Below are 21,579 nucleotides of genomic sequence, written 5' to 3'. Positions count from 1 at the left end.
CCTTCTGTCAGTCGGACGAGCCGGACTGCACCGGCTCCCGGTTCCATCGCTGCGCCGCGCCGTCGAGGTCGTAGGCCTGGCGCGCCAGCCAGAACCGCAGGAAGTTGGTCAGCGAATAACGCAGGAACAGCGCGGATCCGGCGACGGTCGCGCTCACCGCGATCAAGGCGAGCACGATGGCGTCGCGCTGAGCGAGCGGATCGGTGGTGCCGTGCGACATCAGGTAGGCGAGCACGGCCAGCACCGGCCCGGCCACCATCAGCACGGCGCCGGTGCGCAACCACAGCCCGGAGCGGCCTGCCGCTGGGTCGGGGATGTCGAGGTCAGCCAGCTCGCGGGCGAAACGCTCCGCGCGGGATTCGGTCATGAGGGGTCACTTCCTAGATAGAGCGCAGCCAGTTCGCTGCGGATTCCGCTGTCCGGGTGTCCTTGGCGCACAACGCGTCCGCGCACCAGGACCGCCGCGTGGTCGGCGATGTCGAGCACCGCGGCGGCGAACTGCTCGACCACGAGTACCGCCACACCCGATCGCGCGATCTCGGCGACCTGCGCGTAGAGCCGTTCGACCACGAGCGGGGCAAGTCCCATCGAGAGTTCGTCGAGCAGCAGCACCGCCGGGTCGGTGGCCAGACCCCGTGCCAGCGCGAGCATCTGCTGCTCGCCGCCGGACATGGTGCCCGCAACCTGGCTCGCCTTGGTGTGCAGGACCGGGAACCGGTCGAACGCGATCTGCTCGATCTCGGCGCGCCGCCTGCCGGTGCCGGTCATCATCCACAGGTTTTCGCGCACAGTGAGATTCGGGAAGATGCCGCGGCCTTCGGGAATGAGGCACACCCCTGCGGCCGCCAGATCGCGGGCGGCCGCGCCGGTGACCTCGCGTCCGCCCAGGTGCAGGCTGCCGCCGATGAGTGCATGGATACCCGCCACGACGTTCAGCGCGGTGGACTTGCCGGCACCGTTGGGTCCGAGCAGGGCGAGGACCTGTCCTGGTGCGACCGCGAGGTCGACACCGTGCAGGACGGTGATGGCGCCGTAGGCGGCGCGCGCACCGCGCAGCGCCATCAGTGCGGCCTGCTGTCCTGTCGTCATCGTGGTCACAGGTCCCCCAGGTACGCGGCGAGTACCGCGGGGTCGGTTCGGATGGTCGCGGGTGGGCCTGCGGCGATGATCTTGCCCAGATCGAGGACATAGACCTGGTCGCAGACGTTCATCACCAGGCCCATGTCGTGTTCGACCAGCAGGACCGCGGTGCCCTCGTCGGCGAGGGCGCGCAGCAGTTCGCCGAAGCGTTCGGTCTCGGTGTGGTCCTGGCCCGCGGCGGGCTCGTCGAGCAGGATCACGCTCGGCCGGGCGGCGACCGCGCGCCCGACTTCGACGAGTCTTGCTGTGCCGGTGGGTAATTCGTCAGCCGAGGTGTCGGAAACGGCGGCCAGACCAAACCGGTCGATGATGTCGTCGACGAGTTGCCCGGCGCGGCGGCGGTCGGGACCGAGCTCGGCGGCGACCAGGAGGTTGTCGCGCACGCTGAGCCTGCCGAACAGTTCCAGGCGCTGGAATGTGCGGGCCAGACCGTGCCGGGCCCGACGTGCCGGGCCGAGCCGGGTGACATCGCGGCCGCCGAGCGCGACCCGCCCCTGCACGGGGGTACGCAGCCCGCAGATCACATCGAACAGCGTGCTCTTGCCCGCCCCGTTGGGGCCGATCAAGCCGGTGATCGTCCCGGCTTCGGCGCACAACGCCGCCGAGTCCAGGGCGAGGTGACCGCCGAAGGCGACGGTGACCTCGTCAACTCGCAGTAGCGACGGCACGGTCGAGCACCTCCCTGTCCTCGGCGTTCCACGGCCGCCGGATCCCCCACCACTCGACCGGCACGACCGCCGGGTCGACCGGCGGCCTGGTCCGGGCCGCGTGCCAGATCCGCGCCGCCACGATGGCGAGTGCGGCACCGCCGGTGAAGGCCCAGCCGTCGATCGTGTCGAGCAGACGCAACCCCCACAGCGCGAGCACGGTGACGCCGAGCAACGGCGCGACCAACGGGTCGCGCAGCATGGGGAACCACTCGCGCCGCATCGGGGCGATCGCGCCGTCCTTCAGCACGCCGCCGCCGAAGAGGATCCCGCCGAGGGCGGGCAGCACCTGCGACAGGTTGAGCAACCCCGGCCACAGCACCGGGATGACATTGAGCGGGCCCGCGAACACCAGGCCGGTGAACAGGCCCGCCCCGATCGCACCGAGCCCGGCGATGGTGACGATCAGGAAGATCGGCAGCCCGGCGACCATGTTGAACTGGTCGGGTGCCACGGCCTGGTGCTGCATCCCGTAGAGCGCACCGCCCAGTCCCGCGATCGCCGCCGACAGCGCGAACACCGCCACCCTGGCCAGCAGCAGGCTGCCGCCGAGGGTCGCGTAGGCGGCCTCGCTGTCGCGCAGCGCGATCAGGCGCCTGCCGAACCGGCTGCGCCGCAACAGCGCGACCCCGAACCCAGCCGTCGCAAGGCAGACCGCCGCGAACACGGTGATCCCGGCGGTGGTGTCCACCCGCCAGCCGAACAGATTCGGCCCGGCGATCGACACCGAGCCTTGATCGAACAGGGCGATCCGCACACCGAGCACCTCGAACGCAGGCAGCGTGAAGATCCAGCGATCGAGGACGACAGCGAAGGCCGCGGTGGCCAATGCCATGTACACACCCGAGAGCCGAAGCGCCGGAATCGCGATCACGGCACCGACCAGCCCGGCCACACCCATGGCGGCGAACAGTGCCCACCACTGCCCGTCCGGCCCCAGGTGTCCGTAAGCCACCGCGCCGATCCCGGCCAGACCCAGCTGGCACAGCGAGATCTGGCCGGCGAACCCCAGCAGCGGGACGTACGACAGGGCGATCACGCCCCAGGCGAACATGGCGCCGTAGGTGATCAGGTCCGGCTCGCTGAGCATCGAAGCCAGCAGCAACCCCAGCGCGACCACGACCGCCGCGAATGCCACCGAGCCGCCGATCGTGGGTAGCGGCACCGCACCCACCTTCCGGTCGCGCCCACGCAACCGTCCGTGCGGGAACAGCATCAGCGCCGCGAACAACAGCAGGGCAGGAGCGGCCAGGCGCAGACCCGGCAGGTACTCGTTCTGCGGGAGATACCCGGTGAGGTAGCTCTCCAGCAGGCCGACCGCCACCGCGCCGACGAACACCATCGGCAGATTGCGTAACCGGCCGAAAATGGCCGCGGTGTAGGCGCTCACGATGAGCAGCGACAGTTGCGCCGCGTCGAGGGTGACCATCGGGGCGATGAGGATGCCGCCGATCGCGGCCAGTTCGATGCCGAGGATCCAGGCGATCCGGTTGGCGCGGCGCGGGTCGGCACCGGTGAGCCCGACCAGCGCTCGGTCATCCACGGTGGCCCGCATCTCCACCCCGGTCCTGGTGCGGTACAGCAGGATTCGCAAGCCAAGCGCCACGGCGATCGCGACCACGATGGTCAGCGCCTGATGCCAGGTCAGCGTCACCACGCCGAGGTCGATCGACGGCTGGTCGGCGAAGAACCTTGGTAGCGAACGGGATTCGTTCGGGTTCCAGATCCAGCGGGCCACCACGATCAGTCCGCTGAGCAAGGCGATCGTCATCACGAGCTTCTCCGCGTCCCCCAGCCCCAGGGTAGGGGCCAGGGTCCGGCCGAAGAACAACCCGAACGCCGGGGCGAACACCAGCAGCACCGCAGCCAGCGCCAGTGGGACCGGCCAGCCCCAGCCGACCGACAGCTGCCAGTAGACGAAGGCCGAGACCATCCCCGCCGCTCCGTGGGCGAAGTTGAACACCCCGGTCGTGGTGTAGGTGAGCACCAGGCCGCTGCCGATCACAGCGTAGATCGCGGCCGTGCTCAGGCCGACGATGCCGAAGGCGAGGAACTGTTCCATCGGTGGTTGGTTCCCGCTACTTCAACTCGGCAAGCGTCTTGCCGACATCGGCCAGCTTCGCCGGCTGACCGAAATCGCCGCGATACCGGTACGGGGTGAAGCCACACCGGTACAGACCATCGGTGTTCGGCGCGAACTTCGCCGACTTCCAGCCGTCGGGGCCCGCCTGCACCACATTGAAGCAGCGAGTCTGCTCCGACATCGGCTTGGACAGATCCACCGGTGCCTGCAGACCGCCCGCCGTCCATGCGGTCTCCTTCGCCGCGGCGTTGTACACGCACGCGCGAGTCAGTTCAGCGCCGCAACTGGTGGCCGCCTTGGCGAACAGCAGCCAGGACTGGAACGAGCGCAGCACCTGGAAGGTGATGTCGCTGCCCGGAGAGTACTGCTGGAACAGGTCTTTGACCTTTTGCACCGCGGGGACCCGGTCGGCCGCGTCCAGCGGTGCCGTTCCGCTCATGTCCAAAAAGTTGTTCTGCGTGCCGAGCGAACTCTTGGCACCGTCGAGGAAGACCTTGTTGTAGGAGTTGGCGTTGGCGTCGACCCAGTCGAGCTTGTAGTTCATGCTGGTCAGCACGTCTTGCAGTTTGGCGAGGTAGCGGAAGTCGCCGTAGAAGATGAGGCCCTTCACCCCGGCCGACTTGATCGCCTGGGCGTAGGGGGTCCAGTCCGAGACACCGGAGATCGGGTACAGGTCGCTGTAGGTGATCGTGGCGCCCGCCGCGGTGAGCGACTCGGTGAGCTTCTCCCCCATGACCTTGGTGATCGGCGAGTCGCCGTTGATCATGCCGATGGCGCCCTTCGACCCGGGATACGCCTCGTTGATCAGCCAATCCTGAAATCCCGTATAGGGATTCACGTTCTCCGACACGGCCGAGCCGAAGCCGAGCTGCAGATCCGAGCCCGTGTTGGCGGTCTGGGAGACCTGGGCGGGAAACTCGGGCAGCAGACACGACAGCCGGTCCTTGACGCCGAGGCCGTCGAGCGCGGCGCTGCCACCGACCAGCACGAAGTCCTCCCGGCACGCCTCGAGCATGCGCTGACGGACCTCCATGAGCTTGGTGTCGCGCAGGTTGGTGACGATCCTGCGGCCGTTGATCCCGCCCGCCGCGTTGCACCAGGACGTGAAAACCTTGGCGGCGTCGACGAAGTCGGGGTTCTTGGTGAAGCCGATGTCGGAGAAGACGCCCACCTCGATCTCGGTCGCGGTGACGCCCTGCGCCTGCGAAATGCCCGGTGTGCCCGGGGAGCAGACATCGGTGAGCGTGCCGAAGTCGCCGGAGGCCGCCGGTGCCGGAGCGCCCGGCCCGTCCTCGCGTGCACCGCTGTCGCGGCCACAGCCCGCCGCCAGAAGCGCGACCGCCAGCAGGGCGACAACTGTTCGCTGTGGTTTCACGGTTTCCTCCTCCATGGGTGGCTCGGCACGCCGATCGGCCGCCGCACACCCGTGCTCCTCATCGAGCAGCGCGGGCTCCAGCCCGCTACTACGGAAACTATCTTCTCAGAATCGGATAATCAATATGCGGGTTTGAGAGAGTAGGAATCTGTCAGGTCGGCGACCACAGGGCACCGATTACAGTCTCGACGCCCGCGCTACTCGCGTTGACAGGCGCAGACCTGCCTGGAAACCTGTTAGCCAGTTTTGGAGAATGCTATTCTCATTTCGGCGCCGCGGTCCGGTGCCGTCACGAAAGGGAGTTCCTTGGCACACTTCACCAAACCAGCGGCGGGGAGCTGGACACAGAACTATCCGGAGCTGGGTACCGCCCCGGTGGACTACACCGACTCCATCGACCCGGCCTTCTACGAGGACGAGCGCCAGGCGATCTTCCGCAAGAGCTGGCTCAATGTGGGCCGGGTGAACAAGCTGCCCAAGGTGGGCAGCTACTTCACCAAAGAGCTTGCCTGCGTGGGCACCTCGCTCATCATCGTCAAGGACAAGGACGCGGTGGTTCGCGCGTTCCACAACATCTGCCGCCACCGCGGCAACAAGCTGGTGTGGGACGACTACCCCAACGAGGAGACCGCGGGCACCTGCAGGCAGTTCACCTGCAAGTACCACGCCTGGCGCTACGGCCTCGACGGCGAACTCACCTTCGTGCAGCAGGAAGGCGAGTTCTTCGACCTGGACAAGAGCAAATTCGGGCTCAAGCCGGTGCGCTGCGAGGTGTGGGAGGGCTTCATCTTCGTCACCCTCGACGACAACGCCAAGCCGCTCACCGAGTACCTGGGCCCCATGATCAAGGGCCTCGAGGGCTATCCGTTCGCCGAGATGAGCGAGGTCTACAGCTACAAGGCCGATATCGGGGCCAACTGGAAGCTGTTCATCGACGCCTTCGCCGAGTTCTATCACGCACCCGTGCTGCATCAGAAGCAGGCGGTCAAGGACGAGGCCGACAAACTGGCCGGGTACGGCTTCGAGGCGCTGCACTACGAGATTGCCACCCCGCACTCGATGGTGTCGTCATGGGGTGGCATGGCCCCGCCGAAGGACCCGATGATGGTCAAACCGCTCGAGCGTGAACTGCGCAGCGGGCTGTTCGGACCATGGGACCGCCCCGATATCGAGGGCCTCGACCCGCTGCCGCCCGGCCTGAACCCGGCCGGCCACAAGGCCTGGGGAGTGGACGAATTCGAGATCTTCCCGAACTTCTCCCTGCTGTTCTGGGCACCGGGCTGGTTCCTGACCTACCACTACTGGCCGACCGCGGTCGATCGCCACATCTTCGAAGCGAATCTGTACTTCGTGCCTGCCAAGAACGGACGCGAACGGCTCGCCCAGGAGCTGGCCGCGGTCACCTTCAAGGAGTACGCGCTGCAGGACGCGAACACCCTGGAAGCCACCCAGACCATGATCGCCACCCGTGAGGTCACCGACTTCCCGCTCAACGATCAGGAGATCCTGCTCCGCCACCTGCACAAGACCGCCCAGCAGATCGTCAAGGAGTACCGCGATGGCGCCAACTGACCAGACCAAGCCGCTGCCCGCCGAGTTCGCCGACCTGGAACGGTTCGCCGACTGGATCCTGGCCACCGAACCCGAGCGCTACGCCAAGCGGCTGGCCTCGACGATGGAGGAGATGCAGGAGCTCTACGACACCGTCTTCCCGCGCATGCAAGCCGCGCTCGACTTCGTCGACAAGCACGACTGGAACGACCTGCCCGACGATGCCCGGCACCTGTTCCACCTGCTGCAGTCGCTGGTGATGGTGTCGTTCCCGATCGAGGTCTGGAAGCAGGCGCGCGTGCCCGATTCCGGTGCCGCGTACCTGGACGTCGTGCGCGAACCGGTGGTCTGACGCGGTGGCCACGCTCACCCTGCGCGCGGCCGGGCTGCTCGACATCGATGCCGGGCGGATCGTGCGGCCCGGCATCCTGCGGATCGAGGACGACCGGATCGTCGGTGTCGGCGGCGACCCGGTCGGCGAGGTCATCGAGCTGGGCGAGGTCGTCCTGCTGCCCGGCCTGATGGACATGGAAGTGAACCTGCTGATGGGCGGGCGCGGTGAGACCGGGCTGGCCTCGAGCGTGAAAGACGATCCGGCGCTGCGGATGCTGCGTGCGGTGGGCAACGCCCGCCGCACGCTGCGAGCGGGCTTCACGACCGTGCGCAACCTCGGCCTGTTCGTCAAGACCGGCGGCTACCTGCTCGATGTGGCGCTGGGCAAGGCCATCGACGCGGGTTGGATCGACGGGCCGCGGATCGTGCCCGCCGGGCACGCGATCACCCCGACCGGCGGGCACCTCGACCCGACCATGTTCGCCGCGTTCGCCCCCGACGTGCTGCACCTGACCCTCGAGGAAGGCATCGCCAACGGGGTCGACGAGGTGCGCAAGGCGGTGCGCTACCAGATCAAGCACGGCGCGCAGTTGATCAAGATCTGTGTGTCCGGCGGCGTCATGTCGCTCACCGGAGCGCCTGGGGCGCAACACTATTCGGACGAAGAACTGCGCGCGATCGTCGACGAGGCGCATCGGCGCGGGCTGCGGGTCGCCGCGCACACCCACGGCGCCGACGCGGTGAAGCACGCCGTGGCCGCCGGGATCGATTGCATCGAACACGGCTTCCTCATCGACGACGAAGCCATCGACCTGATGGTCGCGCACGGCACCTGGCTGGTGCCGACCACCCGGCTGGCCGACGCCATGGACGTCTCCAAAGCCGACCCGGCGCTGCAGGCCAAGGCGGCCGTCATGTTCCCCAAGGCCCGCACCTCGGTGCTTTCCGCATACAAGGCGGGGGTGAAGATCGCCGTCGGCACCGACGCGCCCGCCATCCCGCACGGGCGCAACGCCGACGAACTGGTCGCGCTCGTCGAGCGCGGGCTGCCCACCCTTGATGTGTTGCGCGCGGCCACTATTCGCGGCGCGGAACTCATCGGGGTGGACGACCGAGGCCGCCTGGCCGAAGGCCAGCTCGCCGATGTCATCGCCGTCCCCGGTAACCCACTCGACGACATCACGCTCACCAGGGACGTGCGGTTCGTGATGAAAGGCGGAAAGATCTATGTCCAGAAGTGACGACCTGCTCGAAATCCAGCAGGTACTCGCCCGCTACGCGGTGAATATCACCAAGGGCGACATCCCGGGCCTGCTCGCAGTGTTCACTCCCGACGGCACCTACAGCGCCTTCGGCGACGCCTACAGCGTGGAGTTGTTCCCCGAGCTGGTCGCCGCCGCACCGAAAGGCCTGTTCCTCACCGGAACTCCGGCTCTCGAGATCGACGGCGACACTGCGACCGGCACGCAGCCGCTGTGCTTCGTCGACCACAGCACCCACGACATGCGCATCGGGTATTACACCGACACCCTGATCCGCACGGACGACGGCTGGCGGCTGAGGACCCGGCGGATGACCTTCATCCGCCGCAACGGCGACCACGATTCCGGGATCCCGCACGCTTTCGAGCGTTCCCGGACATGACCGTGGGCCCCGAGGTGGCTGCCCTGCACGGCATCGCCGAATTCCGTACCGGTCTGCGTACCTGGCTCGATGCCAACGATCTGAGTCCCGGCTCCGACCACTCCTTGGACGCTCAGGTGACACAGTTGCTGCGCGTGCGCCGCGCGCTGTTCGACGCGGACTGGATGCGCTACGGCTGGCCGGGCGAGATCGGCGGTCTCGGCGGCCCGGCCGCGCTGCGCGCCGTGCTCGGGGAGGAGGTCGCCACCCGCGACCTCGCCGAACCGGGCATCTGGTCGATGATCGAAGTACTTGCGCCGACCATGATCTCCTATGCCCCACCCGCATTGGCCGCCGAGATGGTGCCGCTGCTGCTGTCGGGGCGCGAACAGTGGTGCCAGGGCTTCTCGGAACCGGGCTCCGGTAGCGATCTCGCTTCGCTGAGCACGAAAGCCATTCCACGGGACGGTCATTGGGTGATCTCCGGGCAGAAGGTGTGGACCAGCCTCGCCCAGTACGCGGCCCGCTGCGTGCTGCTCACCCGCACGGGCCCGGGCCACGACGGCATCACCGCCTTCTTCCTCGACATGGACTCACCGGGAATCACGGTGCGCCCCTTGCGGACCATGCACGGGGTGGACGAGTTCGCCGAGGTGTTCTTCGACGATGTGGTCGTGCCCGGCGATCGTCTGCTCGGTGCGCCGGGCGATGGCTGGCGGATCGCCATGGATCTGCTGCCGCACGAACGGTCCACCTGCTTCTGGCATCGCATCGCCTACCTGTTCACCCGGCTGGAAAACGTGCTCGCACAGGGTGATCCCAGTGCCGAGGACGACCGCGATCTCGGCGCCGCCTTTCTCGCCCTGCACACCGTGCGCTGCCGATCCCTCGGCACCCAGCGCAGGCTGGCCGCCGGTGCCAAGCTCGGACCCGAGACCTCTGTCGACAAGGTGTTGCTCGCCGGCGCCGAACAACAACTCTTCGACCTCGCCCGCGACCTGTTGCCGGGTGCGGTCGAGCTCGACGACGGCCCGTGGCGCACCGAATTCCTGTACTCGCGGGCGGCGACGATCTACGGCGGCACCGCCGAGATCCAGCGCAATATCATCGCCCGCCGACTCCTCGACCTCGGGAAGGAATGAGGATGACCGTGGACTCCGGCCTCGACGCGGCCGAACTGGCTCTGCTCACCGAGGCGGTGCGCCGGACCATGACCGAGCACACCGGTGCGGCGCTGACCGCTGCGCTGGTCGACCTCGGCTGGCCCGAAATACTCACGGAAGCACCCGAACTCGCCGGACCGGTGTTCTTCCGAATACTCGGCGATACCGGTGCGCACGCTCCACTGCTGCTCGATGTCATCGACCGCGACGGTGCCGTGGGCCTTGTGCTGCCGTTCGCCGGGGGACGGTGGGTGCGGTGGGACCGCGACGGGGTCGGTGGCCCCTCGCTCGACAGTGACTTGCCCCTGCACGCGATGCCCGATGGTTCAGCCTTGTCCGACCGCGACCTCGCCGACGGCAGGCGGCTGCTCGGCTGGTGGCTCCTCGGCACCGGCCACGCCATGCTCGCTCTGGCCCGAACCCACGCCGTCGAGCGCACCCAATTCGGCCGGCCCCTCGCCTCGTTTCAGGCCGTGCGGCACCGCCTGGCCGAAACGCTGGTCGCGCTGAACGGCGCCGAGGCCGCACTGCTCGTCGCCGATGACGCCGGACAGGATGTGCCCACCGCCGGGCACATCGGACCCGGGGGTGTCGGATCAGCTGCCGCCAGCGACACTTCGAACACGACCGGTGCTGCGACTCTCGGCGGTCCCGGCCCGGACCCGGTGGCCGAGGACCAGGTCCTCGCGGCGATGCTGGCCAAAGCGGCCGCGGGGCAAGCGGCACTCACCGCCGCGCGGCACTGTCAGCAGGTACTCGGTGGGATCGGCTTCACCGCCGAACACCCACTGCACCGGCATGTGCGGCGCGCCGTGGTTCTGGACGGACTGCTCGGCAGCTCGCGCGAGCTGACCCGGGCGATCGGAGAATCGATCCGGCTGTCGGGCAATGCCATTCGGATCGCAAACCTCTGATCCCCCACCGGACACCGTCCATCTCCGGGACACCCGACCAGGCACATGGCGTCGCATCCGCGCGGCGTCCGGCGTAGCGGTGACCAGGGCACAGAACGGCCCGGCACCGGACAGCCCGCCGCGACCTACCACGCCACGACGGCGGTGGCGAAGGTGACGTCGATGCGGTCGTGCTGTGCCGGGACCGGGCCGTCGACCAGCCGGTCTCAGCAGGTGGCCGGGGTTTGACCCTGCAGCGCCTGCAGCGCGCAGAACGTGGACTTGGCGACCTTCCAGGACTGGCCCTCCTTGACGGCCTGTCCGGTCTGGTCGGGCAGCATCGGATTACCACCCATCAGCAAGGTGTAGGTGACATCGGCGGTGGTGTCACCGGTGGGTTTCACCGCGCTCACCGTGACCGAGGTGCCCTGGGCCTGGGGAGTCTGGGCCTGGCCTTCCAGAATCGACCGGAACGCTTCCCCACCCTCGACCAGCGCGACGCGGTCGTTCGTCGGGGCCTTGCCGTCGAAGAAGGTCGTGTAGGCCGCGGTGACGGCCTGGGTGGTTGCCGCGTCGGCACCACCCGCGGCGGCGGTGGTCACCACCGCCGAAGTGGTGGCCGGGGCCGTGGTCGAGCCGTCGTCGGAACCACAGCCGACCAACACGGCGGCCAGAGCGAGACCACAACAGGCCGCGGTGGTGCGGCGCAGGAATGCAGACATGAAACTTCCTCGTTTCGACGAGCGCCGCGGGCGACGCTAGGTGAGTTTGGCCTTCATCTCGTCCATGTCGACCAGAATCGGATAACCGTTGACGCTCAACGCATTTCCGTGCCCGGTCTGATGGATGTCGAAGACCGACTGGATGGCGGCGTAGAAGCCCTGCACATCCAGCGTCTGGTTGACCGCACGCTTGGCCTGGCGCAAGCCGAAGGCGGGCATGGCCGCGATCCTGGTCGCCAGCTGCCGGGTGTGGCTGTCGAGTTCGTCCCGTGCGACGACCGCGTTCACCATGCCGACCTGACGTGCCTCCTCGGCCGTCACCGGGCGGCCGGTGAACAGGATCTCCTTGGCTTTGCGCGCGCCGAGTTCCCAGGTGTGACCGTGGTATTCGACGCCGCCGATGCCCATGAGCACGACCGGATCGGAGAACAGCGCGTCCTCGGCGGCCACGATCAGATCGCACGGCCAGCACAGCAGCAGCCCACCGGCGATACAGCGGCCCTGCACGGCCGCGATCGATGGCTTGGGTACGTTGCGCCACCGCATCGAGTACTCCAGGTAGCGGCGTGTCTCCAGCTCGTAGATCCGGTCGAGAGTGATCGTGCTCGGGTCGGGCCACGATCGGTCCTTCAGGTCGTGGCCGGCCGAGAAATGTTTGCCCTCGGCCCTGAGCACGATCACCGCGACGTCCGGGGAGTCGGCGGCGCGCCGCCACGCGGCGTCCAGCTCGTCGAGCAGCTCGCCGTTCTGGGCGTTGGCGGCATCCGGCCGATCCAGGGTGATCGTCGCGATGCGATCGGCGACTTCGTAGCGGATGTACAAAAGATGCTCCTTGCCGGGCGGGAAACGATCAGATGAGAATATCATTCTCACGACTGAAAGTAACAGTCTCAGAAGGGCGGCGAAATGCGGCACATGGCTACACAGTTAAACGATGTTCTCCGGTACAGTGCATTCATGTTCTCTTCGAATGACCGGGGATCGAGGTGCCCGTGACCAGCCCGAGCGAGAAGCCGGCCTGGAAGCAGCGCGCGGTCGAAAGATCGTTACGCACGGCGACGCTGCGCGCCGAGGAGCGGGTCCAGCGATTCCTCGACGCCGCGCAGGCCATCATCACCGAGAAGGGCACCACCGACTTCACGGTGCAGGAGGTCGTCGACCGCTCCCGTCAGTCACTGCGCAGCTTCTACCTGCAGTTCGACGGCAAGCACGAGCTGCTGCTCGCACTGTTCGAGGACGCGCTGTCGCGTACCTCCGAACAGCTGCGCGCCGCCGCCGACGGGCAGACCGATCCGATGGACAAGCTGCAGGTCGCCGTCGAGTTGCTGTTCGAACTGTGCAGGCCCGATCCCGCCGCGCAACGGCCGCTGTTCACCGACTTCGCGCCGCAACTGCTGGTATCGCATCCCGGGCACGTCAAGGTGGCGCATGCCCCGGTTCTCGCGTTGTTCGTGGAGTTGATGGACCTCGCCAAGGCGGCCGGGGAGATCAGCGCCGACATGAACACCCGCCGGGCGGCGGCCATGGTGATGCAGACCGTTATGTTCACCGCCCAGTCCACCGGCGCGGTCGACGAGGAAACCCAGCACCCGATCACGTCCGCCGAGGTATGGAACTTCTGCGCACACGGGTTCGCCCGCGCGTGAAACCGCCCCGGGGCGGCACGACGAGAAAACCGGCGGGACGGTAGTACACCGTCCCGCCGGTTCCCGTCAGGCCGACGGCACTTCGATGACCGTCGCCGACCCCATCCCGCCGCCCGCGCACAGCGCGGCGATGCCGAAACCCCCACCACGACGGCGCAATTCGTGCACCATCGTGACAATCATCCGGGCTCCGGTCGCGGCCACCGGATGACCGAGTGAACAGCCGCTGCCGCTGTAGTTCACGATCTCCGGGTCCAGATCCAGCGCCCGGATCGCCGCCAGCGGCACCGAGGCGAACGCCTCGTTGATCTCGATCAGCCGCACCGACCCCAGCGAGATACCCGCTCTGGCAGCCGCCTTCGTGATCGCCTCGATCGGGGCAAGTCCGGTGACCGCCGGGTCGACACCGACCGAAGCCCAGGCACGGATGTAGCCGAGCGCGGGCAAGCCGAGCCGGTCGGAGGCGATCGCCAAGGCAGCCGCACCGTCGTTGGCACCGGAGGCATTGCCCGCGGTGATCGAGAAGCCGTCGATCTCCGGGTGCAGGACTTTCAGCGACGCCAGCCGTTCGAGGCTGGTGTCGCGACGTGGACTCTCGTCGGTGTCGAACAGTCCATGTGGTGTGTCGACCGCGATGATCTCGTTCTTGAACAGACCGCCATCGATGGCCGCGATCGCGTTGCGGTGCGAACGCAGCGCCCACCGATCCAGATCGTCGCGGGTGAGCCCGGCCCGCACCGCGGTGTTCCAGCCGACGGTGATCGACATGTCCATCGCAGGCGCATCCGGACGGTCGGGGTGACTCGGCGAGACCCACGGATCGATCCATTCGTCGGGCCCGACCTTGAATCGCGCACGCGGGGCGGTGGAATCGCTGTTCACCCCGCCCGCGATCACGAGTTCGTCCATGCCCGCCCGGATTCCGGCCGCCGCCGTCTGCACGGCAGCCATCCCCGCGGCACAGTGGCGATTCTGCGCGACCCCTGGCACCGCCGTGAGTCCGGCCGTGACGGCGGCGTGGCGGGCCAGCACACCGCCGCCGTAACGACCCTCGCCGAGGATCACGTCATCGATCCGGTCGGCGTCGAGCTCGTCGGCGACCGCGGCGACGACGTGATGGGCGAGGTCGAAGGCGGTGGTGTCGCGCAGCGTCCCCTTTCGGGCGGTGCCGATCGGTGTCCGCAGGGCGGAGACGATGACGGCTTCGGGCATGAGGGCCTCCTCGGTGGATCGCCCGCAAAGGGCTGACTGACACTAGTGAGAATAGTATTCTCACCCTAAGAGATCATTATTCACAAGGAAGGTTGCGGGATGCAGATCAGTGGAAGTGCCGCGCTGGTGGTCGGCGGGACCGGTGGCCTCGGCGAGGCGACCGTGCGCCGACTGCACGCCGCGGGCGCGAAAGTCGTGGTCGCCGATGTCGCCGACGACAAGGGCAGGCAACTCGTCGACGAACTCGGTATCCGTTACGTGCATACCGACGCAACTCAGGAGGATTCGGTGCGCGCCGCCGTGGCCGAAGCGCAATCCCTCGGGCCGCTGCGTATCTCGGTCGACACCCACGGCGGACCGGCCACCGGCGGGCGGCTGATCGGCAAGGACGGCTCGCCGCTCGACCTGACGGGTTTCCGCACCACGATCGAGTTCTATCTGACCGCGGTGTTCAACGTGCTCCGGCTGTCCGCCGAGGCGATGGCCACCGCCGAACCACTGGAGGAAGGTGCCCGAGGGGTGATCGTGAACACCGCCTCGATCGCCGCCTACGAAGGTCAGATCGGACAGCTCCCCTATGCCGCGGCCAAGGGCGGTGTCGCCGCGATGACGCTGGTGGCCGCGCGCGATTTGTCCCCGCTCGGAATCCGGGTGGTCACCATCGCTCCCGGCACCGTCAATACGCCCGCCTACGGAAAGTCCGCCGACAAGCTCGAGAGCTACTGGGGGCCGCGGGTGCCGTTCCCCAAGCGGATGGGGCGCTCCGACGAATACGCCAAGCTGGCCACGGCGATCGTCGAGAACGACTATCTCAACGGTGAAGTCATCCGCCTCGACGGTGCTCTGCGGTTCCCGCCGCGGTAGGCCACGGTGTGGGCGAAGGACGGAAGGCCCTTCGCCCCACAGCCGCTATTTGTCCGCGGTGAGCCGCGCGATCACGGAACGGAACGCCTCGGTCTGGAACGACAGATCTTCCGCCGTGGTCGCATAGTCGAGAGTGGCTACCACCGCACGTTCCAGGTGCAGGTTCAACAGTCGTTTCGTGCTCTCCACCGCCTGCTCGGGCAGCTCGAGCACCCGCTTGGCGCAGGCGAGCGCCGCGGCCAGCGGATCGGCGACGACATGGTTCACCAACCCCATCTCCCTGGCCCTTTCCGCGGGAATCTTGGCACCGGTCAAGGCGTATTCCTTGGCCAGCAGCAGACTCGTGTGCAGCGGCCAGGTGAGCGGGCCGCCGTCGGCGGCCACCAAACCGACCTGCACGTGCGGGTCCTTGAGATAGGCGTCCTCGGCGATGTAGGCGATATCGCTCAGCGCCACCAGACTGCAGCCGAGCCCGACGGCAGGCCCGTTGACCGCGGCGATCACGGGCACCCGGCAGCGCACCATGCCGAGCACGATCTCCCGCCCGTGCGCGATGGTCTTCGCACGCAACTCGGCGTCGCGCGACAGCTCGGCGAGGTACGCGAAATCACCGCCGGCCGAGAAGGCCTTTCCGGCTCCCGTGAGAACCGCCGCCCTGGCCGAGCGGTCGGCGGCGAGCCGGGGCCACAGCGCGGCTAGACCCGAGTGCAGCGCGTCGTCGACGGCGTTGAGGGCCTCGGGGCGGTTCAGTGTGATGATCCGAAGTGGTCCGTCGGCCTCGACGCTGATCTCCGGTGGCATGTCGTACATTTCAGACTCCTAGGTCGAGGATTCGGGAAGCGATGATGTTCTTCTGGATCTGCGACGTCCCGCCCATCACGCTCTGCGCACGGCTGTAGAGATAGCTGCCGAACATGTCGTCGTCGCCGGTGCCGGCCACCGCCAGTGCCGCATGTCCGACCGCCTGCTCCACCCAGGTCATCAGCAGCTTGTCCAGTGATCCGTTCGGTCCGTGCACGATGCCGTCGAGCTGTTCGGAGAGCCTGCGCCGCACATGCAGCCGCAGCATTTCCGATTCGACTGCGGCCCAGGCGAGTTCGTCGGGCTTGCGGCCACTGACCCGCGCTTCGAGTTGCCGCACCGTTTTCGCGTAGCGGGCCGCGAAACCGAGGGTGGAGGGTTCCCGTTCGTGCCCGACCACGGTCATGGCGAGTTTCCAGCCGTCGCCGGGGCCGCCGACCATCCGGTCGGCGGGTACTCGGGCGCCGTCGAAGCGGACCTGCCCGAATTCCCGGGTGACACCGCTGATCATCCGCAGCGGCCGCTGCTCGACCCCGGGTTGGTGCATCGAGACGATGAACGCCGAAATACCTTTGTGCCGTGGGGCATCCGGGTCGGTGCGGGCCAGCAGCAGGCACCAGTCGGCGACATCGGAGTAGCTGGTCCAGATCTTGTGCCCGTGCAGAACATAGTCGTCGCCGTCGCGGGTCGCCGTCGTGCGCAGGGCGGCCAAATCCGAACCCGCGTCGGGCTCGCTGAAGCCTTGGCACCACCGCTGCGACCCGTCGATCATGCCGGGCAGAAACTGTTGCTGCAGTGCGGGACTCGCGTGCCTGCCCAGCCCGTGCACCAGATAGCCGAGACTCGGCCTGGCCGGGGCGCCCGCCCTGGTCAGTTCGTCGTCGAGGATGACGTCGTAGACCGGAGCCAGTGCGTGCCCGCCGAATTCCTTCGGCCAGGACAGCCCGAAGAATCCTGCCTCGTACAGCGCCCGATGCCAGTCCCCCGCGCGGGCCCAGTACTCGTCGCCGGACGAGGGGAAGGCGCCGGCCACCTCGGCGAGCCAGTCCCGCAGCCGGGCACGGAAGGCGGCTTCCTCGGGCGAATCACGATAGTCCACTGTCGATGTCCTCCAGTCGTGCCGGGAACAGTTCGGTCGCTGTCAGTACCCGGCGCAGATAGATGTGGGCCAGGCAATCCCAGGTGTTGCCGATGCCGCCATGTACCTGGATCGAGGTCTCGCACACCGCACGGGCGGCGCGGGCGGTGTAGACCTTGGCGACACGCGCCGCGCGCAGAGCCTCGGCGGGCGATAGTTCGTCGACGGCCCAGGCGGCGTAGCGCAGCACGCTGATCGAGCCTTCGATCAGTGCCAGGCTCTCCGCGAGCAGGTGCGCGACCGCCTGATACGACCCGATCGGTCGGCCGTACTGGGCACGGACCTTCGCGTAGTCGACGGCCAGGCGGTGGGTGCCGCGGGCCGCACCGAGCAGGTCGGCGGTCGTCGCGGTGGCGGCCAGCGCCTGCCACTGCGTGAGCTGGTCGGGTGACAGTTCGCCGACCAGTTCCGGTGTGCCGGCGAACCGGGCGCTGTGCCGGGTGGGATCGGCGCCGGGCAGCGGTGCGCCGACGCCCGCGGCGTAGAGCTGCCGATCGTCGATCACCAGCACCTGGTCGCGGGCCGCTGAGTCGACCACGCGGCCGTTCACCCCGATCGTCCATCTGCCCTGCTCGGCACCGCGCAGATCGTCGGCGAGAACCGGGCCGAGGAATGCGACGTCCACGAGTCCGCGGGCGAATTCCTCGACGACCAAGGCGATTTCGACGCCGGAAGCACCATCGGAACGCAAGGTGCGCCAGCCCGCGGCATCGACCGCCTTCTCGAGGCGACCCCGCCTGCCCGGGTCGTCGAGGTCGGCGACGGAGCCGGGGCCGAGCTCGTCGGCCAGCCGGGCGGCAGCATCACGCAGCTGACGCTGCTCACTGGTCAGTCGGACGTCCATGACGCTCCTCGAGGACTCGGCGAAGCACCTTGCCCGAGGGCAGGCGCGGGATCTCGGATACGAACACGACGCGCCGGGGCCGTTTGTAGGCGGCCAGCCGGTCACCGACGAGACCGATCAGCTCCTCGGCGGTGACGCCGTCGAGCACGGCGACCGCGGCGACAACCGCTTCCCCGTCGCGCTCGTCGGGTGTGCCGAACACCGCGCAATCGGTGACGAGCGGATGCTCGTGCAGCACCGCCTCGATCTCGGCGGGCGCCACCTGGAAGCCACGGACCTTGATCATCTCCTTGGCCCGGTCGGTGATCCTGATCCAGCCCTCGGCGTCGACGGTGCCGACGTCACCGGTGCGATACCAGGACCCGTCGAAGGCACTCGCGGTCGCGTCGGCGGGCAGGTAGCCGGCCATCACCGAGGCCGAACGGCACTGGATCTCACCGGTTTCCTCTGTCCCCACCGGTTTGCCGGTGTCCAGATCGACCACCCGGATCTCGACGCCGGGGGCGGCCTTGCCGACGGAGTCCAGGCGGGCGCCGCCCAGTGGGTTGCAGGCGATGACCGGAAGTTCGCTGGCGCCGTAGGCGGGCACCCAGGGCACACCGGTACGCGCGGTCACCGTTTCGGCGATGCTCGCGGTGACGGGGGTCGCGCCCCACATGATGTAGCGCAGCGAACTCAGGTCGTAGCGTTCGAGTTCCGGGTGCGCGGCCAGGGCGAGCGCGATCGGCGCGACGGCCATCTCGACGGTGATGCGCTCGTCCTGGATGCAGGTCAGCATGGTGTTCAGGTCGAAGCGCCGGTGCAGCCGCATCCACGCGCCTGCACGCAGCGCGGTGAGGATGTTGAGCAGACCGAGGATGTGCGAGGGCGGGGTCGCGATCTGGATCCGGTCGGCGCCGGTGAGCTCGAGCACCTGGGTCCACTGCCGGATGGCGGTGTCGAGCGAGGCGTGGGTGTGGCGCACCGCCTTCGGCATCCCGGTGGTGCCGGAACTGAAGACCAGCACCGCATCGTCCTCCGGGTTCGGCACTGCCGCTGCCGATTTCGATGCGGGGAGGGGTTCGTCGAGGTGGCGCATCGGCAGCAGCTCCCCGAGCACGGAACTGTCACCGAGGGCAGCCACCGGGTTCGTGAGGCTCAGGGCGTGGGCGACCTCGTCGCGTTTCCAGGCCGGGCTGATCAGCACGACGCAGGCACCGAGGCGCCAGACCGCCAGCACCGCGACGACGAATTCGGGACGGTTGGACGACATCAGCGCCACCCGGTCGCCGGTCCGCACACCACGGCCGGCGAGCTCGTCGGCCAACCCGGCAGCGAGGGCGTCGAGTTCGTCCGCGGCATAGGCCTGTTCCTCGAATACGAGAGCGCACGGCGCGGTATCGGCCATCTTGGAGGGTTCCCGTCTCATGAGAGAGAATACTATTCTCATTTCGATAGAACCTTAATACCAGGAGGACGCGGTCCATGGCGACACTCTCTTCATTTCTGCGAGCGACCGTGACCCGGGTGGTGGCGGAGAGCCCCGACGCACGGACCTTCGTGCTCACCCCGCACGACGGGCCAATCAGCTACCGGGCGGGGCAGTTCTGTACGTTCCGCGTCACTGTGGGTGGCACCGCGCTGTACCGCTCGTACTCGATGTCCAGCGCGCCGGAGACCGACACCGAGCTGATGACCACGGTCAAACGGGTACCGGGCGGTGCGGTGTCGAACTGGATGATCGACACCATCAGCGCCGGTGACGAAGTGGAACTGTCCAAGGCTGCGGGCCGATTCTGCCTGCGCGACACCGAGGTAGCGCTCCTGGGTTTCAGCGGCGGCAGCGGCATCACTCCGATCCTGTCGTTGACGAAGGCGGCGCTGGCGAGCACCACCCGGCGGGTCCGACTGCTGTGCGCCGACCGTGACCGAGCCTCGATGCTCTTCGACGACGCGCTCGCCGACCTGGTCACCCACTACCCCGGCCGGCTCGAGGTGGTCCGGCACCTCGACAGCGAGAGCGGATTCCTCACCCCGGCGGCCATCCGCGACTTCGTCGGCGCCGACACCGACGGCGATCACTACATCTGCGGGCCCGAAGCCTTCATGGAGCTGGTGGAAAAGGCCGTCCCCGGCCCCGGAGTGGTGTTCAGCGAGCGGTTCGCACCGGCGAACGCGGCTCCAGCAGTGGATTCGTCCGCGCCACAAGACGATTCCGGTGGCACTGTCACGGTGATCCTGAACCGCAAGAAGCGCGAGGTGCCCCGCAAGGCGGGTGAGACCCTGCTCGAAAGCGCTCGCCGCGGTGGTCTGGCTCCGCCGTTCTCGTGCGAACAGGGCAACTGTGCCACCTGCATCGCCAAGGTCGTCTCGGGACACGCGACCATGCGGCACAACGACGCGCTCACCGACGACGAGGTCGCCGACGGCTATGTGCTCACCTGCCAGGCGGTGCCCGACACCACCGATCTCACCGTCGACTACGAGTGACACCGGTTGTGCCCTGGCGAAATCCGCCGGGGCACAGCCGGTCACGCCGTCAGCGCAGTTGCCGGGCCAGGTCGGCGATCATCTCCCTGGTGCGCTGCTTGGACGCGATCAGCGCCTCACGGTCCGCGCCGATCGGCAACAGCCGCACCGAGATGTCGGTGGCACCGGCATCGGCGTAGCGGCGCAAGCCCGCCGCGATATCGTCCTCGTCGCCCGCCAGGCACAGATCCCCGATGGTGCGTGCGTCGCCCTGCTCGAGCAGACGCTGATAATTCGGCGAGACCTCCGCTTCGCCGAGAATTCGATTCGCCCGTTCGCGCGCCTCGTCGACTTGCCCTGGCGCACAAAGGCATACCGGCAGCCCTGCGACCACGCGCGGGGCAGGCCTGCCCGCTTCGGCGGCCGCCTTGCTGATCTTGGGCACCACGTGCTCGGCGACCGCGCGTTCGTCTGCCATCCAGAGCACGGTCCCGTCGGTCCGCTCCCCCGCAATCCGCAGCATCGCCGGCCCCAGCGCTGCCACCAGCACCGGCACCGGGGCGACCGGGCCGAGGTCGAGCGGGTTGTGCACCGAGAAGGTGTCGTTGTCCACGTCGACCGAGCCTGGCCCGGCGAGGCCCGCGGTGAGCACCTCGAGGTAGTCCCTGGTGTAGGCGGCGGGCTTGTCGTAGGGCAGGCCGAGCATGTCACGCACGATCCAGTGGTGCGACGGCCCGACGCCGAGCGCGAGCCTGCCGCCCGCGGCCGCGTGCGCCGACAGCGCCTGCCTGGCCAAGGCGATCGGGTGCTGCGCCTGCAGCGGCACGACCGCGGTGCCGAGTTCGATACGCGAGGTGGCCAGGCCCATAGCCGTGACCGTGATCAGCGCGTCGAAGTCGCTGGGTATCTGGGGGATCCACGCGGTGTACAGTCCCGCCGATTCGGCCCAGGCGATATCGCGCAGCATGCGCTCGAGCTTGCGTCCGGAGTCGCCCTTCTCCGGGCCGATCATCACACCGATGCGCACGTTTCCTCC

General features: G+C 68.2%; 22 protein-coding genes. 9 read left to right on the top strand and 13 right to left on the bottom strand.

What is annotated here, in order from left to right; translation table 11 throughout:
- Window positions 1–7: 7 nt before the first annotated feature.
- The 5 genes from AB0I35_RS16200 to AB0I35_RS16180 are packed head-to-tail and all read right to left on the bottom strand — an operon-like array spanning window position 8 to window position 5,305.
- The gene (locus AB0I35_RS16200; RefSeq protein WP_357396756.1) at window positions 8–367 is read right to left on the bottom strand and encodes a hypothetical protein; all 360 of its coding nucleotides are present in this window, start codon (window positions 365–367) and stop codon (window positions 8–10) included.
- On the bottom strand, window positions 364–1,089 hold the full coding sequence (locus AB0I35_RS16195; RefSeq protein WP_357396754.1) for an ABC transporter ATP-binding protein: 726 nt from the start codon (window positions 1,087–1,089) through the stop codon (window positions 364–366). The genes AB0I35_RS16200 and AB0I35_RS16195 overlap by 4 nt, the downstream gene beginning before the upstream one ends.
- 5 nt (window positions 1,090–1,094) lie before the next feature.
- Window positions 1,095–1,808 carry an ABC transporter ATP-binding protein gene (locus tag AB0I35_RS16190; RefSeq protein WP_357396752.1) on the bottom strand — a complete coding sequence of 238 codons (714 nt, stop codon included), beginning with the start codon at window positions 1,806–1,808 and terminating at the stop codon, window positions 1,095–1,097.
- Window positions 1,786–3,909, bottom strand: coding sequence for an ABC transporter permease (locus tag AB0I35_RS16185; RefSeq protein ID WP_357396750.1), 2,124 nt, complete (start codon window positions 3,907–3,909; stop codon window positions 1,786–1,788). The genes AB0I35_RS16190 and AB0I35_RS16185 overlap by 23 nt, the downstream gene beginning before the upstream one ends.
- Window positions 3,910–3,925: 16 nt before the next feature.
- Complete coding sequence (locus tag AB0I35_RS16180; RefSeq protein WP_357396749.1) at window positions 3,926–5,305, bottom strand: ABC transporter substrate-binding protein; 1,380 nt, start codon at window positions 5,303–5,305, stop codon at window positions 3,926–3,928.
- Between the two features lie 306 nt (window positions 5,306–5,611).
- Between AB0I35_RS16180 and AB0I35_RS16175 the strand changes: the two genes are divergently transcribed.
- The 6 genes from AB0I35_RS16175 to AB0I35_RS16150 are packed head-to-tail and all read left to right on the top strand — an operon-like array spanning window position 5,612 to window position 10,889.
- A complete protein-coding gene (locus AB0I35_RS16175; protein WP_357396747.1) occupies window positions 5,612–6,877 on the top strand; it encodes an aromatic ring-hydroxylating dioxygenase subunit alpha in 1,266 nt (421 codons plus the stop codon).
- Window positions 6,864–7,208: a hypothetical protein gene (locus tag AB0I35_RS16170; protein ID WP_357396746.1), complete on the top strand. Its 345-nt coding sequence runs from the start codon at window positions 6,864–6,866 to the stop codon at window positions 7,206–7,208. The genes AB0I35_RS16175 and AB0I35_RS16170 overlap by 14 nt, the downstream gene beginning before the upstream one ends.
- A gap of 4 nt (window positions 7,209–7,212) precedes the next feature.
- Window positions 7,213–8,430 carry an amidohydrolase family protein gene (locus AB0I35_RS16165; protein ID WP_357396745.1) on the top strand — a complete coding sequence of 406 codons (1,218 nt, stop codon included), beginning with the start codon at window positions 7,213–7,215 and terminating at the stop codon, window positions 8,428–8,430.
- Entirely contained in the window at window positions 8,417–8,833 is a 417-nt protein-coding gene (locus AB0I35_RS16160; RefSeq protein ID WP_357396744.1) for a nuclear transport factor 2 family protein, read from the top strand. The genes AB0I35_RS16165 and AB0I35_RS16160 overlap by 14 nt, the downstream gene beginning before the upstream one ends.
- Window positions 8,830–9,954, top strand: a complete 1,125-nt coding sequence (locus AB0I35_RS16155) for an acyl-CoA dehydrogenase family protein (RefSeq protein WP_357396743.1) — start codon at window positions 8,830–8,832, stop codon at window positions 9,952–9,954. Before AB0I35_RS16160 ends, AB0I35_RS16155 begins: the two co-directional genes overlap by 4 nt.
- A gap of 2 nt (window positions 9,955–9,956) precedes the next feature.
- Window positions 9,957–10,889, top strand: a complete 933-nt coding sequence (locus AB0I35_RS16150; RefSeq protein ID WP_357396742.1) for an acyl-CoA dehydrogenase family protein — start codon at window positions 9,957–9,959, stop codon at window positions 10,887–10,889.
- A gap of 206 nt (window positions 10,890–11,095) precedes the next feature.
- Here AB0I35_RS16150 and AB0I35_RS16145 read toward each other — a convergent pair whose 3' ends face one another.
- Together AB0I35_RS16145 and AB0I35_RS16140 are read right to left on the bottom strand one after the other, a co-directional pair.
- On the bottom strand, window positions 11,096–11,590 hold the full coding sequence (locus AB0I35_RS16145) for a hypothetical protein (RefSeq protein ID WP_357396741.1): 495 nt from the start codon (window positions 11,588–11,590) through the stop codon (window positions 11,096–11,098).
- Between the two features lie 36 nt (window positions 11,591–11,626).
- Window positions 11,627–12,412 carry an enoyl-CoA hydratase gene (locus AB0I35_RS16140; RefSeq protein WP_357396740.1) on the bottom strand — a complete coding sequence of 262 codons (786 nt, stop codon included), beginning with the start codon at window positions 12,410–12,412 and terminating at the stop codon, window positions 11,627–11,629.
- Between the two features lie 170 nt (window positions 12,413–12,582).
- On the opposite strand from AB0I35_RS16140, the gene AB0I35_RS16135 reads away from it, so the two are divergent.
- Entirely contained in the window at window positions 12,583–13,236 is a 654-nt protein-coding gene (locus tag AB0I35_RS16135; protein ID WP_357396739.1) for a TetR/AcrR family transcriptional regulator, read from the top strand.
- Window positions 13,237–13,302: 66 nt separating this feature from the next.
- Here AB0I35_RS16135 and AB0I35_RS16130 read toward each other — a convergent pair whose 3' ends face one another.
- Window positions 13,303–14,448 (bottom strand): thiolase family protein, encoded by a 1,146-nt coding sequence (locus AB0I35_RS16130; protein ID WP_357396738.1) that lies wholly within the window; start codon window positions 14,446–14,448, stop codon window positions 13,303–13,305.
- 99 nt (window positions 14,449–14,547) lie between these two features.
- On the opposite strand from AB0I35_RS16130, the gene AB0I35_RS16125 reads away from it, so the two are divergent.
- Complete coding sequence (locus AB0I35_RS16125) at window positions 14,548–15,312, top strand: SDR family NAD(P)-dependent oxidoreductase (RefSeq protein WP_357396737.1); 765 nt, start codon at window positions 14,548–14,550, stop codon at window positions 15,310–15,312.
- Window positions 15,313–15,357: 45 nt separating this feature from the next.
- Here the strand turns inward: AB0I35_RS16125 and AB0I35_RS16120 are convergent, their stop codons facing one another.
- The 4 genes from AB0I35_RS16120 to AB0I35_RS16105 are packed head-to-tail and all read right to left on the bottom strand — an operon-like array spanning window position 15,358 to window position 19,482.
- Window positions 15,358–16,122: an enoyl-CoA hydratase/isomerase family protein gene (locus AB0I35_RS16120; RefSeq protein ID WP_357396736.1), complete on the bottom strand. Its 765-nt coding sequence runs from the start codon at window positions 16,120–16,122 to the stop codon at window positions 15,358–15,360.
- Window position 16,123: 1 nt separating this feature from the next.
- Window positions 16,124–17,212: an acyl-CoA dehydrogenase family protein gene (locus tag AB0I35_RS16115; protein ID WP_357396735.1), complete on the bottom strand. Its 1,089-nt coding sequence runs from the start codon at window positions 17,210–17,212 to the stop codon at window positions 16,124–16,126.
- A complete protein-coding gene (locus AB0I35_RS16110) occupies window positions 17,199–18,095 on the bottom strand; it encodes an acyl-CoA dehydrogenase family protein (RefSeq protein WP_357396734.1) in 897 nt (298 codons plus the stop codon). The genes AB0I35_RS16115 and AB0I35_RS16110 overlap by 14 nt, the downstream gene beginning before the upstream one ends.
- Window positions 18,073–19,482: an AMP-binding protein gene (locus tag AB0I35_RS16105; RefSeq protein WP_357397012.1), complete on the bottom strand. Its 1,410-nt coding sequence runs from the start codon at window positions 19,480–19,482 to the stop codon at window positions 18,073–18,075. The genes AB0I35_RS16110 and AB0I35_RS16105 overlap by 23 nt, the downstream gene beginning before the upstream one ends.
- 77 nt (window positions 19,483–19,559) lie before the next feature.
- On the opposite strand from AB0I35_RS16105, the gene AB0I35_RS16100 reads away from it, so the two are divergent.
- Window positions 19,560–20,564 (top strand): ferredoxin--NADP reductase, encoded by a 1,005-nt coding sequence (locus AB0I35_RS16100; RefSeq protein ID WP_357396733.1) that lies wholly within the window; start codon window positions 19,560–19,562, stop codon window positions 20,562–20,564.
- A 49-nt stretch (window positions 20,565–20,613) separates the two neighbouring features.
- Here the strand turns inward: AB0I35_RS16100 and AB0I35_RS16095 are convergent, their stop codons facing one another.
- Complete coding sequence (locus AB0I35_RS16095) at window positions 20,614–21,570, bottom strand: LLM class F420-dependent oxidoreductase (protein ID WP_357396732.1); 957 nt, start codon at window positions 21,568–21,570, stop codon at window positions 20,614–20,616.
- Window positions 21,571–21,579 lie beyond the last annotated feature (9 nt).

This window comes from Nocardia sp. NPDC050378 (assembly GCF_040655675.1).
GTDB classification, from domain to species: domain Bacteria; phylum Actinomycetota; class Actinomycetes; order Mycobacteriales; family Mycobacteriaceae; genus Nocardia; species Nocardia coubleae.
This window is presented reverse-complemented; position numbering and strand designations above follow the sequence as displayed.